Origin of the sequence: Sphingobacterium sp. HJSM2_6 (assembly GCF_049316305.1) — a bacterium.
Classification (GTDB): domain Bacteria; phylum Bacteroidota; class Bacteroidia; order Sphingobacteriales; family Sphingobacteriaceae; genus Sphingobacterium.
On sequence record NZ_JBMOXB010000001.1, the window covers coordinates 403,678 to 418,969 of the forward strand.

The 15,292-nt window shown below is 35.2% G+C and carries 15 protein-coding genes; 8 read left to right on the forward strand and 7 right to left on the reverse strand.

The genetic code is table 11. The features are described 5' to 3' along the window. Position 1: 1 nt before the first annotated feature. Positions 2 to 1,276 (forward strand): rod shape-determining protein RodA, encoded by a 1,275-nt coding sequence (rodA, locus tag ACFRAE_RS01680; protein WP_422795378.1) that lies wholly within the window; start codon positions 2 to 4, stop codon positions 1,274 to 1,276. Here rodA and ACFRAE_RS01685 read toward each other — a convergent pair. Genes ACFRAE_RS01685 through ACFRAE_RS01695 form a run of 3 tightly spaced genes read right to left on the reverse strand, consistent with a single transcriptional unit; the run spans position 1,266 to position 3,681 of the window. Beyond that, the gene (locus ACFRAE_RS01685) at positions 1,266 to 2,132 is read right to left on the reverse strand and encodes a nucleoside phosphorylase (protein ID WP_422795379.1); all 867 of its coding nucleotides are present in this window, start codon (positions 2,130 to 2,132) and stop codon (positions 1,266 to 1,268) included. The two genes, rodA and ACFRAE_RS01685, sit on opposite strands and share 11 nt — an antisense overlap. Next, positions 2,129 to 2,746, reverse strand: a complete 618-nt coding sequence (locus ACFRAE_RS01690; RefSeq protein ID WP_422795380.1) for an IMPACT family protein — start codon at positions 2,744 to 2,746, stop codon at positions 2,129 to 2,131. Before ACFRAE_RS01690 ends, ACFRAE_RS01685 begins: the two co-directional genes overlap by 4 nt. After that, a complete protein-coding gene (locus ACFRAE_RS01695; protein ID WP_422795381.1) occupies positions 2,743 to 3,681 on the reverse strand; it encodes an EamA family transporter in 939 nt (312 codons plus the stop codon). Before ACFRAE_RS01695 ends, ACFRAE_RS01690 begins: the two co-directional genes overlap by 4 nt. A 690-nt stretch (positions 3,682 to 4,371) precedes the next feature. Between ACFRAE_RS01695 and ACFRAE_RS01700 the strand changes: the two genes are divergently transcribed. The 5 genes from ACFRAE_RS01700 to ACFRAE_RS01720 are packed head-to-tail and all read left to right on the forward strand — an operon-like array spanning position 4,372 to position 9,599. Further along, entirely contained in the window at positions 4,372 to 5,202 is an 831-nt protein-coding gene (locus tag ACFRAE_RS01700; RefSeq protein WP_422795382.1) for a prephenate dehydratase, read from the forward strand. Between the two features lie 35 nt (positions 5,203 to 5,237). Further along, a complete protein-coding gene (locus ACFRAE_RS01705) occupies positions 5,238 to 6,344 on the forward strand; it encodes a chorismate mutase (RefSeq protein ID WP_422795383.1) in 1,107 nt (368 codons plus the stop codon). Positions 6,345 to 6,346: 2 nt separating this feature from the next. Continuing rightward, positions 6,347 to 7,597, forward strand: coding sequence for a 3-phosphoshikimate 1-carboxyvinyltransferase (gene aroA / locus ACFRAE_RS01710; protein ID WP_422795384.1), 1,251 nt, complete (start codon positions 6,347 to 6,349; stop codon positions 7,595 to 7,597). A 54-nt stretch (positions 7,598 to 7,651) separates the two neighbouring features. After that, positions 7,652 to 8,746, forward strand: coding sequence for a chorismate synthase (gene aroC / locus ACFRAE_RS01715; protein ID WP_422795385.1), 1,095 nt, complete (start codon positions 7,652 to 7,654; stop codon positions 8,744 to 8,746). Beyond that, positions 8,739 to 9,599, forward strand: coding sequence for an ROK family protein (locus ACFRAE_RS01720; protein ID WP_422795386.1), 861 nt, complete (start codon positions 8,739 to 8,741; stop codon positions 9,597 to 9,599). The genes aroC and ACFRAE_RS01720 overlap by 8 nt, the downstream gene beginning before the upstream one ends. 23 nt (positions 9,600 to 9,622) lie before the next feature. On the opposite strand, the gene ACFRAE_RS01725 is transcribed toward ACFRAE_RS01720, so the two are convergent. Beyond that, a complete protein-coding gene (locus tag ACFRAE_RS01725; protein WP_422795387.1) occupies positions 9,623 to 12,040 on the reverse strand; it encodes an alpha-ketoacid dehydrogenase subunit alpha/beta in 2,418 nt (805 codons plus the stop codon). Positions 12,041 to 12,184: 144 nt separating this feature from the next. Between ACFRAE_RS01725 and ACFRAE_RS01730 the strand changes: the two genes are divergently transcribed. Together ACFRAE_RS01730 and ACFRAE_RS01735 are read left to right on the forward strand one after the other, a co-directional pair. Beyond that, on the forward strand, positions 12,185 to 12,922 hold the full coding sequence (locus ACFRAE_RS01730; RefSeq protein WP_422795388.1) for a hypothetical protein: 738 nt from the start codon (positions 12,185 to 12,187) through the stop codon (positions 12,920 to 12,922). A gap of 108 nt (positions 12,923 to 13,030) precedes the next feature. Beyond that, positions 13,031 to 13,492, forward strand: a complete 462-nt coding sequence (locus ACFRAE_RS01735) for an NUDIX domain-containing protein (RefSeq protein ID WP_422795389.1) — start codon at positions 13,031 to 13,033, stop codon at positions 13,490 to 13,492. A 325-nt stretch (positions 13,493 to 13,817) separates the two neighbouring features. Here the strand turns inward: ACFRAE_RS01735 and ACFRAE_RS01740 are convergent, their stop codons facing one another. The 3 genes from ACFRAE_RS01740 to ACFRAE_RS01750 all read right to left on the reverse strand — a co-directional run bounded on the left by ACFRAE_RS01740 (position 13,818) and on the right by ACFRAE_RS01750 (position 15,260). Then, the gene (locus tag ACFRAE_RS01740; RefSeq protein WP_422795390.1) at positions 13,818 to 13,949 is read right to left on the reverse strand and encodes a hypothetical protein; all 132 of its coding nucleotides are present in this window, start codon (positions 13,947 to 13,949) and stop codon (positions 13,818 to 13,820) included. A 55-nt stretch (positions 13,950 to 14,004) separates the two neighbouring features. After that, the gene (rlmH, locus tag ACFRAE_RS01745; RefSeq protein ID WP_422795391.1) at positions 14,005 to 14,478 is read right to left on the reverse strand and encodes a 23S rRNA (pseudouridine(1915)-N(3))-methyltransferase RlmH; all 474 of its coding nucleotides are present in this window, start codon (positions 14,476 to 14,478) and stop codon (positions 14,005 to 14,007) included. 152 nt (positions 14,479 to 14,630) lie between these two features. Beyond that, entirely contained in the window at positions 14,631 to 15,260 is a 630-nt protein-coding gene (locus tag ACFRAE_RS01750) for a YceI family protein (protein ID WP_422795392.1), read from the reverse strand. Between the last annotated feature and the right edge of the window lie 32 nt (positions 15,261 to 15,292).

Here is a 15,292-nt window from a genome sequence, read left to right on the forward strand (position 1 = left end):
CATGAATTCCATTCAACAAAAAAGTTTTTTTGGCAGAATCGATTGGTTAACGATAGGCTTATGGCTAGGATTGTGTTTGATAGGGTGGTTTAATATCCATGCTGCCGTTTATGATCCAGACAATCCAGGATTATTTAACTTGGCCACAAACTATGGAAAACAATCCATTTATATATTTACCGCATTTATCATTGGGATTTGCATCTTAATTATTGATTCTCGGTTTTTTATATCCTCGGCACCGATAATTTATTTTATCGTTATCCTTCTATTGATCGCTGTTTTGGTAGTTGGAAGAAATGTTGGTGGAAATCAAGCTTGGATCCCTTTAGGCAGCTTTAGGTTACAACCCTCGGAATTTGGAAAGTTGGCGACCTGTTTACTTTTAGCCTATTATTTAAGTAATCAAACCAATAAAAACCCTAATGTAAGGACCTTATTGATCGGAGCTTTAATCGTATTATTCCCTGTGGCATTGGTCATGTTACAACCTGATACAGGTTCAGCATTAGCTTTCTTTTCATTAATTTTCGTTTTTTATAGAGAAGGATATATTAGTTCGGCAGTCTTAATAATAGGTGGTTTAGCCATTTTCTTATTCGTAATGGCCTTGCTATTGAATCAATGGATCATCATTGGGATCATCCTTTTAATCTGTGGTTTTTTTGCATTTATCATGCGGAAAAAACGTAAGAATGTGATCAATATGGCCATACTCTTTGTGGTCTCTTCTATGTATGTGCTCTGCGTTGATTTTGTTTACGAACAAATTTTACAGCCACACCAACGTAGTCGCATTGATATTATTTTAGGAAAAATAGATGACCCCAAAGGACATGGGTATAATTTAAATCAATCAAAAATTGCGATAGGATCAGGACAATTGTTTGGAAAAGGTTATTTAAATGGTACCCAAACTAAATACAATTTTGTTCCAGAGCAGAGTACCGATTTTATATTTTGTACCGTAGGTGAAGAATGGGGGTTCGTAGGCTCTGTGGCGTTAATAGCTATTTACATCACCTTACTATTACGAATAGTTAATATTGCTGAACGACAGCGAACAGCCTTCGCACGGATATATTCTTATGGAGTTGCCTCTATCCTATTCTTTCACTTTTTTATAAATATAGGGATGACTATAGGCATTGTTCCAGTAATTGGGATTCCATTACCGTTCATCAGTTATGGAGGATCCTCATTATGGTCCTTTACGATCCTGTTGTTTATTATGCTACGATTTGATTCGGCAAGGAAAGGGCTAGTTAGCTTTTAGCGGTAAGCCTTTGCAACACCAATTGAATGGCCTGATCCACTATTTCTGCAGGATTATGACAGAAAGTATCTTGGACACGACTGGCTAATATGGCATTTATAGAAATAGCGTGATGCCCATACATATTACTTAATGCATATATACCGGCAGTTTCCATTTCCAGGTTCGTAATTTGCCTGTTATCAAATTTAAACATATTAGCTTTTCGAATTAAATTAGGATACATATTGGTAGACCGTAAATTTCTACCTTGGGGCCCATAAAATCCGGGAGCAGTCATTGTTATTCCCTTCGGTAAATCGTAAGCCAGTAAATTTAGCAACTTGGGGGAAGCATGCGCGACATAAGGTTTGAAAGTAAGTTCATCAAAAAATTCGATAACTTCCTTTTGAAGGATTAACTCTTCAGGCATGTCTGTCTTTTTATAATATTGCATCAGGGTATCAAAACCGATAGCATATTCGCTTGCTAAGATAGTGCCCATCGCTATATTTCCTTGAATAGAACCTGAAGTTCCAATTCGGACAATATCTAAGGAACTCATCTCCCTTTTTAATGCCCTGGTATTAAAATCAAAATTGACAAGAGCATCCAATTCGGTAAGTACGATATCAATATTATCGGTTCCAATGCCTGTGGAGATGACCGAAAGTTTTTTTCCATTTAAACTTCCCGAATGGGTAATAAATTCGCGCTTGGCTTTTTTTATTTCTATGCTATCAAAATATTTGGAAACTTCCGTTACGCGATCTGGATCTCCAACAAAAATAATGGTATCCGCAATTTCATGGGGTTTTAAATTGAGATGGTAAATACTACCATCGGCATTCAAAATTAGTTCAGCATCATTAATCATATGGTCCGTATAAATCGTAAATTAACACCTTCTATTTTCTCAAACCTGCCCAGAATTTCATTTACTTGTAATTTACGAATTTCAAATTGCAACTTACAACTCGTATCAAATTCTTGACTATAGATTTTCAAATCGGAATCCTTAACGATGCGCATGACATCATTCATCTGTAAATAATCAAACTGCAACTCGTATACATCATTGACCGTACAAGTCAGCACCTCTGCGAGGTCAATAGCTTCTTTTGTTGCCGATTTATAGGCATTGATCAGACCTGGAACCCCTAGTAATGTTCCACCAAAATATCGGACGACAACCACTAACACATTCGTCAAATCGTTGGATAATAACACATTTAAAATCGGTCTACCTGCCGTTCCTGAAGGCTCTCCATCATCATTGATACGAAAAACAGATCGATCGACTGTTAATCGATATGCCCAGCAATGATGCCTTGCTTTAGGATGCATGCTTTTTAACTGTGCAATAATATCTTTTATGGCTTCTTCTTTCTGAAATGGATAAGCGTAAGCAATAAATTTGCTTCCTTTATCACGAAAAACTCCCTCTACGGGAGCTAAAATAGTACGATAGGTATCTTCAAATAAACTCACAGCAACGCAATTAACAAAACCGCAACAACGGCCAAAATTATCCCTATTTTATTTAATATGTTTAATTTCTCTTTAAATATTAAGACTCCCACCAAAGCCCCTACAGTAATCACCCCTATGTTCATCCCGGTAAATACCAAAGAAGGACTATCTGGTAATGCTTGATGGGCTTGCATATAAAATGCAATATTCCAAAAGTTAAAAACGCCCAATAAAGCACCATAGAGTATGGCTCTAGTATCTAATTTCTGCTTTTTTACCAATAATAAATACATTAAAAGACCTAATGCAAAGATAAAAGCTAAGGTAAATACGATCCATAAAGAGGACATATACGAAATCGATGATAGGGTAGCAACTTGTTTAAATAAGACATCGATGATCCCCATACCAAAAAATACAGCCAAGGGATAAATCATTTTGTAGGAGGATTCAATTTGGGATGTCCTCGTCCAACCAATCGAACATATAATGGCTAACAAACCCACCACGATACCAATCAATTTATTTGCACCGATCTGTTCTCCTAGGAAAAAATAGGCAGCCAACAATGGAATAAACAAGGATAATCGCTGAGCGACCTCTGTTTTGACAATACCTGAATATCGAATGGCTAAAGCTATACAGAAAAATATGCTTGGAAGTAATAGGCCTAATGGAATATACAAATGCCATGCTAAGCTACTATCCCAAGGTAGCAGTGTTGGTTTAAGTACAGTATATGTCAATAATAATGCAATAGGATAATTCCAGACAATTAACTGTAAATAATTAATGCGCTGCTGCTTAGCAAACTTGATAATTACAGCAACTGTAACAGAACATAAAACACTAAATAGTACATATAACATAGCCCTTACACCATTTGGATATAAAATGAACCCTTTTACAAAACTGTTTTGATGGCTCCAATTGAGTTTTACAAATATATCCATAATGCCGGACTTAATCTTGAAAAGCCGCTATTTCATAGGTGTTTTAGATATGAATTATTAAATCCTGTGAATTGAAAGTAAAATTTTTACACAGCTTTTTTTGACAAAAAACAAAAATATTGGATTAAATTATTCAAAAATACAGTTCAAAATTTCAGCTATTTACTAAGTAAACTCATCCAATTTCACTAATTTAATATTTAATATTTACTTAAAAATAATAAATAAAATGGCTCATTTTTTAGTAAAAAAACACGCTTAAAATAATTGAAAATAAAAACAATAATTACAAGTAAATATCAACCAACAAGCTCATTACAAACATATTAACTAGCAATAAGCTTTAAAAATTAACAAAATATGGTAAAAATAAACAGTAAAAAACAGGTATTTTTAATGATATTTTTGATGTTTTTTTAACCTTATTTTTAATGCAAAAATTGATTAAAAAATGCTTTATTTAATATTTATTTTGAAAACATTTTGTACTTATTATTTATTCTACTATATTTGAAAACAATTTAACAGGAATGCAAGTACAATATAACTATACAAATTTTTGGTTCTTTTATTTTAAAAATAAGAGCAGGGACTAGTATAGTATATGTAAATTAAGATATCGAGTCCCTGCCAAAAAAGTAAGGGGCTTTTTTTTTGAAACAAAATACACAGTAGATAAGCGTAAAAATAATGAGTGATAAAACGAAGATTGCCATTCAAGGTGTAAAAGCCTCCTTTCATGAGGAAGCTGCCTATAAATATTTTGGTAATGAAATCGAAACCATAGAATGTTCTTCTTTCAAGAAAACATGCGAAATGTTGAAATTAGGTAAGGCAGATTATGTCGTGATGGCAATAGAAAACTCCATTGCTGGCAGCATTTTACCGAATTATAATTTATTAAGAGACTATCGCTTTCACATTATCGGAGAAGTTCATTTAAACATTCAACAACATTTTTTAGCATATCCAGGTGTTAAAATGTCAGATATTCAATTTGTAGAATCACATCCAATCGCCATTCGCCAATGCGATGAATTCTTAAGTGACCATCCAGAATGGATTATTAAAGAAGGAATGGACACGGCTGCTTGTGCAAAGAAAATTTTTGATGAACAATTAAAAAACACAGCTGCCATTGCTTCAGAAGCTGCGGCTAAATTATATGGATTGGAAATTTTAGAAAAAAGAATCGAAACTAATAAGAAGAATTCTACGCGCTTCTTGATTTTATCGAATGAATTGGAAGAACAAAAAAATGCCAATAAAGCTTCTTTATCTTTCCAAACTCCCCATAGCATCGGCGCATTAGCGACTGTATTGCAATGTTTTGCTGAGCAAAATGTAAATCTTAGTAAAATCCAATCTATGCCTGTGGTTGGCCGTAGAAATGAATATGACTTCTATGTAGACGTAGAATGGAAAAAACAAGCTGATTATGACGCAGCTATACGCAAAGTGTTGAAACACACGGTAAACTTCAGCATCATGGGAGAATACCTTAAAAATGAAAAAATTTAACGCAAATTATACTAAAAATATTAAACGATTATAAAATGAAACATTCATTAGACATTCTACCATTAAAATCATGGATCGATACAGGTGATAAACCTTTAATTATAGCTGGACCTTGTAGTGCAGAAACAGAAGAGCAATTGGTATCTACCGCGCATTTACTGGCAAATACAGGTAAAGTTAATGTGTTACGCGCCGGTATTTGGAAACCAAGAACAAGACCAGGAGAATTTGAAGGTATCGGAAGTATCGGTTTGGAATGGATGAAACGCGCTAAAGCAGAAACTGGCTTATTAACTGCGACTGAAGTTGCTACCGCGAAACATGTGGAAGAAGCATTAGCTGCAGGTATTGATGTTTTATGGATTGGTGCTCGCTCGACCGCTAACCCTTTTACTGTTCAAGAAATTGCGGATGCATTGCAAGGAGTTGATGTTCCAGTTTTAATTAAAAACCCTGTAAACCCTGATTTATCATTATGGTTAGGTGCTTTAGAACGTGTAAATAGAGCTGGTATTAAAAAGCTTGGTGCAATTCACCGTGGCTTCTCTTCTTACGAAAAAACGGCTTTCCGTAATGAACCTATGTGGGATTTAGCAATTCAATTAAAAACTATTGTTCCTGAACTTCCTATAATTAACGACCCTAGCCATATCTGTGGTAATCGTGAATTAATTCCTTATGTTACTCAAAAAGCGATGGATATGGACATGCAAGGTTTGATTATCGAATCGCACATCGATCCTTCAGTAGCTTGGACAGATGCAAAACAACAGGTTACTCCTGCTGCTTTAGCGGATTTATTGGATCATTTATCGATTCGTAAACCAGAGTCTAACAATCCTGCATTTGAAGATAAATTAGCGGAATTAAGAGGTCAAATCGATAAATTAGATGATCAAATCATTAAACAAATCGGTGACCGTATGAAAATTGCGGAGAAAATTGGTGAATTCAAAAGAGATAATAACGTTACGATTTTACAAGTGAGCCGTTGGGACGAAATTGTTCAGAAACGTGTTCAATTAGCGAAAGCGTTAAACTTAAGTGAAGAATTTACAGTGAAGTATCTGGAACTATTGCATAACGAATCTATTCGTAAGCAAAATGAAATCATGAATGCTAACCCTGTAACGGAGGCTTAAAAATGTCTGCTGAAAGCATCGTAATAAAACATCATACAAAAAATATTCAAGGTACGGTTCAATTAACAGGCTCAAAATCTGAAAGTAACCGTGCCCTGATTATTCGATCGCTAAGTAATGGATTAGTGGAAATTCAGAATTTATCTGAAGCCGCAGATACGGTTACTTTAGAGGCTGCTTTGAAACTAGCTGAAAATGCTGGCCAGGAAAATACCCTGATAGATATTGGTCCTGCAGGAACAGCTATGAGATTTTTGACTTCCTATTTAAACTTAATCCCTGGTAAATTTACCCTTACAGGTACCGAAAGAATGCAACAACGCCCAATTGGGATATTAGTGGATGCATTGAAAGACCTAGGCGCAGAAATTCATTATCAAAATAAGGTGGGCTTCCCCCCTCTTCTAATTGAAGGTGGGATGTACCAAAGCAAGGATCAGGTAACTATCAAAGGTGACATAAGCAGTCAATATATTTCATCTTTATTGCTTGTTGCTGCAAATCTTGAAAAAGGTTTAAAGCTAGAAATTGAAGGCGAATTGACTTCAAAACCATATGTGAGCATGACATTAGCGATGCTAAAGGAATGTGGAATTGAATCTGAATTTAGCACAAATAGCATACAGATTAATCCTCAAGCATACCAATCGACTACGATTTATGTTGAACCCGATTGGAGCGCCGCTTCCTATTGGTATGCTATAGTAGCCTTGGCACAAAATGCACATATCGTTCTGCCTGGACTTAAAGAAAATAGCTTGCAAGGTGATTTTGCGATTATTGAAATCATGAGTCACTTCGGAGTTAATTCTACATTTAAATCTGATGGTTTACATTTAGAAAAATCAGATTTACAAAGTGATAAAACTTTATTTGATTTTAAGGAATGTCCAGATTTGGCACAAACTATTGTGGTTATCGCAGCAGCACTAAAAAAAGAAGTCTCTTTTACAGGATTGGAGACCTTGAAAATAAAAGAAACCGATCGCATTGCAGCATTGCAAACGGAAATTGCTAAGTTTGGCGCAGCATTGATTGCCGATGGAAACGTTTACCATTTAAAAACTGAAAAAGTTCACGATCCCGGAAATCTGAAATTTGCAACCTATGAAGACCATCGTATGGCTATGGCCTTTGCACCTCTAGCATTAGTTTTTGACCAAATTTGCATTGAAGATCCACAGGTTGTAGAGAAATCTTATCCTGATTTTTGGAAACATTTAAGCAATCAAAATTTTGATTTATTAACATAATTTTGCTAGAATAATTAACATCTATTTTTATATCTTTACGAGCATTACAACAATATGGCAGGAAATTCTTTTGGTGATATTTTTAGAATAACGACATTTGGCGAATCCCATGGAAAAGCTATCGGAGTTATAATTGATGGTTGTCCTTCCATGTTGGAGATTGATGAAGAATTTATCCAATCGGAATTAGATAAACGAAAACCAGGCCAATCTAAAATTACAACTCAACGAAAGGAATCAGATACAGCTCAAATTTTATCTGGTGTATTTGAAGGAAAATCTACAGGTACTTCTATAGCAATCTTAATTCCTAATGAAGACCAACGTTCTAAAGATTATTCCCATATCCAAGATAAATTTAGACCTTCCCACGCAGATTTTACTTATCAGAAAAAATATGGCATCCGCGATTACCGTGGAGGTGGAAGATCTTCGGCTCGTGAAACTGCAGCACGCGTCGCAGCTGGAGCAATTGCTAAAATTTACTTAAGGAAATTTGGAATAGAAATATTTGCACATGTATCTGGTGTAGGTCACTTAGAAGCACCAAATATTGATAGTTCAAATCTTCAACAATTACTAGAAATTAGGGAAAATAATATCGTTCGTGCAGCAGATCCTGCAACTGCACATGAAATGGCAGAATTCATCGATACCATAAGGAAAAATGGCGATACTGTAGGTGGAAGAATATCTACTATTGTAAGAAACGTACCTGTGGGGCTTGGAGAACCCGTATTTGATAAATTACATGCCGACCTCGCTAAAGCCATGATGAGCATCAACGCTGTTCATGGATTTGAATATGGCTCAGGATTTGACGGTTCTTATTTGAAAGGCTCTGAACATAATGATATATTTGTAAACGAAAATAACAAAATTAAAACTTTAACCAATTTTTCTGGTGGGATACAGGGGGGGATTTCCAATGGCATGGATATCACCTTTAAAACAGCATTTAAACCTGTTGCAACAATTATGAAAGATCAGGCAACTATTAATGATCAAGGAAACACAACCAGTATATCAGGAAAAGGTCGACATGACCCTTGTGTTGTGCCTCGAGCAGTAATAATAGTAGAAGCTATGACTGCATTAGTGATTGCTGATCACCTTTTAAAATATAATGCGTATCTAAATAATGCATAATAACGATTATATCCTATCTTGTGATATCGGTGGATCACATATAACATCTGCCATTGTAGATAAATCCAATTGGACAATTGTTGATAATACAATAACACGTTCTCAAGTAAATTCACTTGAAAATGCTAAATCGATTTTTCTTGATTGGACTTCAAACATGAAAGATTGTATGGCTAAACTTGGGATTATTATCAGTCACATTGGAATTGCCGCTCCAGGACCTTTTGATTATGATAAAGGAATCGCCTTAATGAAGGGCCAATCAAAATACGATAGTATTTATAATATACAAGTCAGTCAACCTATACTGGAAGGTCTTGGAAACTCAAAAATAGATATTAAATATATAAATGATGCTGCAGCTTTTTTGCAAGGCGAGGTATTTGGGGCTGGACTTGAAAATCAAGAGAGAATACTCGGAATAACTCTAGGCACCGGCTTGGGTAGTGCTGTATGGAATAATGGGGATAAAGCATTTGATGCTAACTTATGGGATACCCCTTATAAAGAAAGCATATTTGAAGAGTATTTAGTTACTAGATGGTTTGTAAACCGTTTTGAAGACTTAGCTGAAATTAAGGAGGATGGCCTAAGAGAAATAATCGAAAATCATCCTAATCATCCAGCTTTATCAGTGATGATGAGTGAATATCGAGAAAATTTAATTGATTTTCTTACGTTTTTCAGTGAAAAGTATGCATGTAATACGTTTATTATTGGCGGAAATATCATCAAGGCTTGGGATACTATCTTTCCTGACAAATCCATATTAAAAGATTTCAATGTTCAAATTGGAAAGTTTCAAGAGCATGCAGCTATAATTGGTGCTGCCTCTTTATTTTCAAACGATTAATCATAATATAATATATTTCCTCCTTAATAAATAGGAGGAAATATTTTAGGATTATTATCTGATATCATTTTATAAGCGGCTTCAACAACATCATCTACCGCAGGTTTCGTGAAGTAATCTCCATCAGAACCATAAGGAGCACGATGAGCCTGAGCACTAAGCGTTCTAGGTTGTGCATCAAGAAAATAATAGCCTCCCTGAGCTTCTAAAATTTGTTGACTTAAAAATGCAGAAGCGCCACCTGGAAAATCTTCATCCACCACTAATAGTTTATTTGTTTTTTCCAATGACCGAGCACATATATGCTCTCTATCAAATGGTTGCAAGCATTGTGCATCGATAATTTCTATATAGATACCCATTTTATCCAATTCCATTGCAGCTTCTTGAACAATTCTTAACGTAGATCCATATGAAACCACCGTTAAGTCCGATCCCTCTCGGATAAGTTCAGCCTTTCCTATAGGAACGGTAAATTCTCCAACATTATCAGGCATTTTTTCCTTCAATCGATAACCATTTAGGCATTCGATCATTAAAGCAGGTTCATCCGATCTTAGCAATGTATTGTACATACCAGCAGCTTGCGTCATATTTCGAGGCACACAGATATGCAAACCTCTCAAACCACCCAATAATACCGACATAGGAGAGCCTGAATGCCAAATCCCTTCCAAACGGTGTCCTCTAGTACGGATAATTAAAGGTGCCTTTTGACGACCTTTCGTACGGTAACTTAAGCTAGCTAAATCATCGCTCAATACCGGCATGGCATATATCAAATAATCAAGATATTGAATTTCAGCAATAGGACGAAAGCCTCGAACGGCCAATCCCAACCCTTTACCGATAATTGCAGATTCCCGAATTCCTGTATCAAAAATACGTTGATCACCAAACTCTTCTTGAAGACCTGCAAAACCCTGATTAACATCACCGATCTTACCTACATCTTCTCCAAAAGCAACCAAACGAGCATCCTTTTCAAAATTTGCTCTGAAACAAGCATTTAACACTTCCCTACCATCCACGATAGCTGCATCCGACGCATAAATTGGGGATATTTCCTCTACCAATAGTGGGCTAAATTTCGTGCTTGAAAATAATTTATCATTAAATCGGAAATGATTTAATTCCTTTTTAGATTCATACCATGCTAACAATTCCGATTTTCCTGCAGCATCCACTCCCCTCAATTCCCTAACCACTCTCCTAACATTCACATACACTTCTTTTAAAGAAGGTTCAGTTAAAGAAAGCAAAGTTTTCAGCGGCAATTCCACCGAATGATGGTTAATTGTTTTTAATAATTGAATCGCTTCTTCCCAATCCTTTTGCAATGTTTTAACATAATCAGTCCAAGCTCGTTTTTGCTCCTGTCTTACAAAATTCTTAGCTTCAGCTTCCAGGACCACTAACTCCTCTTCAGACGCCATTCCAGACTCCAAAAGCCATTGGCGCATGCGAACATTACAATCATATTCTAGTTCCCAAGACAAACGATCATTGGTTTTATAACGTTCATGAGATCCAGAAGTAGAATGCCCTAGAGGTTGCGTCATTTCAGTTACATGAACCAAGCAAGGCTTAGAATACTCCCTAGCATAGTCACTTGCTTTTTCATAGACCTCACACAATCCAGCATAGTCCCAACCCTTCACTTTGAAAATTTGAAACCCAGCACCCGATTCATTCTCTTGAAATCCTTGAAGCAATAAAGAAATATCTGCTTTAGTCGTTTGCACATCATTAGGTACCGAAATACCATAACCATCGTCCCATATCGAAATAACAACTGGAATTTGCTTAACTCCTGCCGCATTTACCGTTTCCCAAAACACACCTTCCGAAGTAGAGGCATTTCCGATAGTACAAAACACCACTTCTTTACCCTCTTTAGAAAATTTTGATTTATGCGATAAATTGGGGTTCTCCCGATAAAGTTTAGATGCAAGACCAAGGCCCAATACACGAGCCATTTGGCCACCGGTGGTGGAGATATCAGAAAAACCATTGACTTGCGCTGTCTGATCTAGCCAATCCCCCTCTTCATCCAATAGCGCGGTAGAAAAATGCGCAACCATTTGTCTTCCTGCCGAAGAAACATCCGCATCCAAACTTGGATGCGCATACAATTGTGAGAAAAAATTATAAATCGTACTGATGCCTAAAGCAAAAGCGAGTGTTTGATCCCTATAATATCCTGAGCGCCAATCGCCAGGTTGAAAAACCTTAGCCAATGCTAATTGTGCTAACTCCTTCCCATCACCAAAAATCCCAAATTTCGCCTTTCCAGTTAAAACTTCCTTCCTTCCTAACAAGCTAACAAATCGACTTTCTACAGCTGATTTATAGTCCGTAATAAGTAAATGACGAAATTCCTCGTAGCTGATTTTTGCCGAGTTATTTTGCACTACTCTTGTCGTATTTAAATCTGACATGAACGTGTTTCCTTTTTTTTCAAAAATAGTAAAATTAACCTGTTTATCTTAGTCAAACTTTAGGTTTATCACCGCTAAATTTTAATTAAACACTTAACATTAGCACAATATTCAGTACTTTTAACCGTATTTTTTAGAATCTTTATGAGTACGATACATTATTTTGATGCCCATGCTGGTGCTGGTAATTTAGGTGATTTGGAAAAAACAATCACGATCAACAGCCTTATAACAATTCCATTGGAAGAAAGAGACAACCGTTGGGTTGAGGAATTCATAGCAAACATCTCCGACAGCAATTTAGTTTTATCGAATCCCGATGTCATGATTAGTTCGGAAGGTTTTCCCTATTTTAATGTAAGGACGGTAGAGCCAGGTGAAAACTTCCAAGCTTTCGTCATCAACCAAAAATTAGGAACGATCTTGCAAAATGGCTTTGGAATCGCCATTAATGCACATAAAGACCAACCCGATTGGATGTTTACCTATGGCGATATCCTCAACTTGGCATTAAATGAGGAGTTTTATACCGAAGAACACTTATTCTCCCTAAACAGCAAAGATTTTGCGATAGGGGCCGATGAAGAACTACTAGTTGGCCAACCTTCAGAAGATATTTTACCTAGTTATGCCCGTAAACATATTCGAGAATACTTACAGTATATGGGTGTAAAAAACCCGATGCTCATGTTAATCGCTCGAAATTATAAAGATGAAACCAAAGTCTCCCAAGATTTAGCTTTTAACTTAACTCCAAGCAATTTTTCGAATGCTAAAGAGTATCAACATGCCATGAATACCTTGGCTTGGTTCTTACCAAAGCATTACTCTTTAGTTGGAATAGCTTCAGAACAAATTGAAAATGGGTTCGAACCTATTTAATAATTTTGTTTAGCAACCTTTAAATATAATCTGTTACAATCAAAAAAAAATAATAAAATAAACTTTTTAGCAAAAAAACTGAACTAAGAAGGTAAAATAATTAAATCTATGTTTTTATTTAATATTAGGGTTTATGGCATTTTAATGAATGATCGAGATGAAGTACTGATTAGCGATGAACGTACGGAAAATGTCTCATTCACTAAATTTCCTGGAGGAGGACTTGAATATGGGGAAGGAATAATCGATGCCCTAAAAAGAGAATACTTAGAAGAAACTGGGATGCAGATAGAAGTAATAAAACATATCTATACGACAGATTTCTTTGAAAAATCGAGTTTTAATGAAAGTCAAATCATTTCCATATATTATTTAGTCAAAGCATTAAATACCGTAAATTTAAATATTAGGGAAAATTCATTCGATTTTACCGAAAAATCAATTGAGGGGAAATTACAGGCTTTTCGATTAATCCCAAGATTAGATTTGAACGAAAATGAACTTACATTTAAAACCGATAAAGTTGCGTGGGTTGAATTTTTAAAAATAAGAGACAAAATTCAATTATAATATAAATGTTGCAACTTTTATTTGATTTTATAATAAAAGGTTTTTACTTTTACAGTGGGTCTTGGAAATGATATGAAAATAGCGTTTCAAGATCTATGTTTTGAAAACACCTAGTTCTATAGGGTTTTATTAATAGTTAGTGTGATTTTAAGGCGATACTCCCCGTATCGCCTTATTTTTTTTACACTTTCAGTCAATTAAAAACTTCTATTAACTAATTTTTTTAATTATTTTTAAAATAATTATCAAAACAAAAACTTGAAAATCAACCCAATAGCAATTCAATTTTCTTACAAAAGACAATCAAACTTAACTTTCTCGTTGCTTATTTCATTAAATAGGCAATCAATACCACCAATGCTCCACCTATAATGATAATCCATTTATTGACATCTTGACCATGAGCACCTTCTTGGCTTTTATACTTATACTCTCTTTTAAATTTATCTAAGTTCATAGCTCCTCCTTTTATTTATTATAAGATGTAAATATTATACAATTTACATAAAATTTTATTCATGATGATATGGTTCACCTCTCATTATACTATAGGCTCTATACAATTGCTCGATAAAAAACAGACGAATCATCTGATGTGAAAATGTCATTTTTGATAAAGAGATCTTCAGGTTAGCACGCTCATACAACTCGTTAGAAAAGCCATACGGCCCTCCAATGATAAACACTAAACTCGTTACACTGGAAACCATTTGTTTCTCTAAAAAGCCGGAAAAACCTATAGAACTAAATTCTTTCCCTCGTTCATCCAGCAAAATAATATAATCTTGATTACTGAGTTGCTTTAGTATTAATTGTCCTTCGCGCTCCTTCTGCTGAAGTTCAGATAAATTCTTACTATTCTTCAGATCCGGTATTTCAATCTTAGTAAAATTAACGTAATGCTTCAAGCGTTTAAGATAAACATCAATCCCTTCCACAATGTATTTATCATCCGTTTTACCAATACAAATGAGTGTTATTTTCATTAGCTTTTCACCTTCTAAGCCACAAAAATAAGGTTAATAATCAAATTTGTGCAATTTATCCTCTGTAACACCCCTGCAAACCTATTTTCAGCAACCTATTAAAAAAAAAAAGCCTTCGCGAATGCGAAGGCTTTCCTATTATAAAGAGATTCTTATTTTTTAGCAACAAGGTTAACATCAAAGTTAATTTCTTTAGAAATTAAATCGTCAGCTTTACCTGTGTAATTTACACCCCAATCAGCTCTAGTGATGTTAAAGTTTGCAGTAGCTTTGAAGTCTGTAGCAGTAGATTCTGCAACTTTAGCGTCAAAAGTGATGTTTTTACTAATGCCTTTAATAACTAGGTTACCAGCCACTACTAAATCAGCAGGAGTCGCTCCAGCTTTTACTTCAGTGATAGTAAAACTTGCTTCAGGAAATGCTTCAACAGCGAAAAAATCTTCAGATTTCAAATGACCATCTAATTTTCCTTTAGTATCACCTTCTAAATCCGTAGAACCAATAGTAGTCATATCCAACACGATGTTACCACCGGTCAATACACCTTGATCAACATTTAATGAACCAGATTTAACTGCTACAGTTCCAGTATGTTTACCAGTAACTTTAGTACCTGTCCATACAACTTTAGAACTTGCTGCATCTATAGTTAATCCTGTACCAACTACTTCATTCGTAGTAGCTACTGAATCCTTAGTCTCTGCTTTTTTACCTTCTGGGTTTCCTGCACATGATGCTAAAACTAAAGCAGCAATAGCTGATAATAATGTGATTTTCTTCATTTTTATTTTTTTGAACAATTAATTGCAAACAA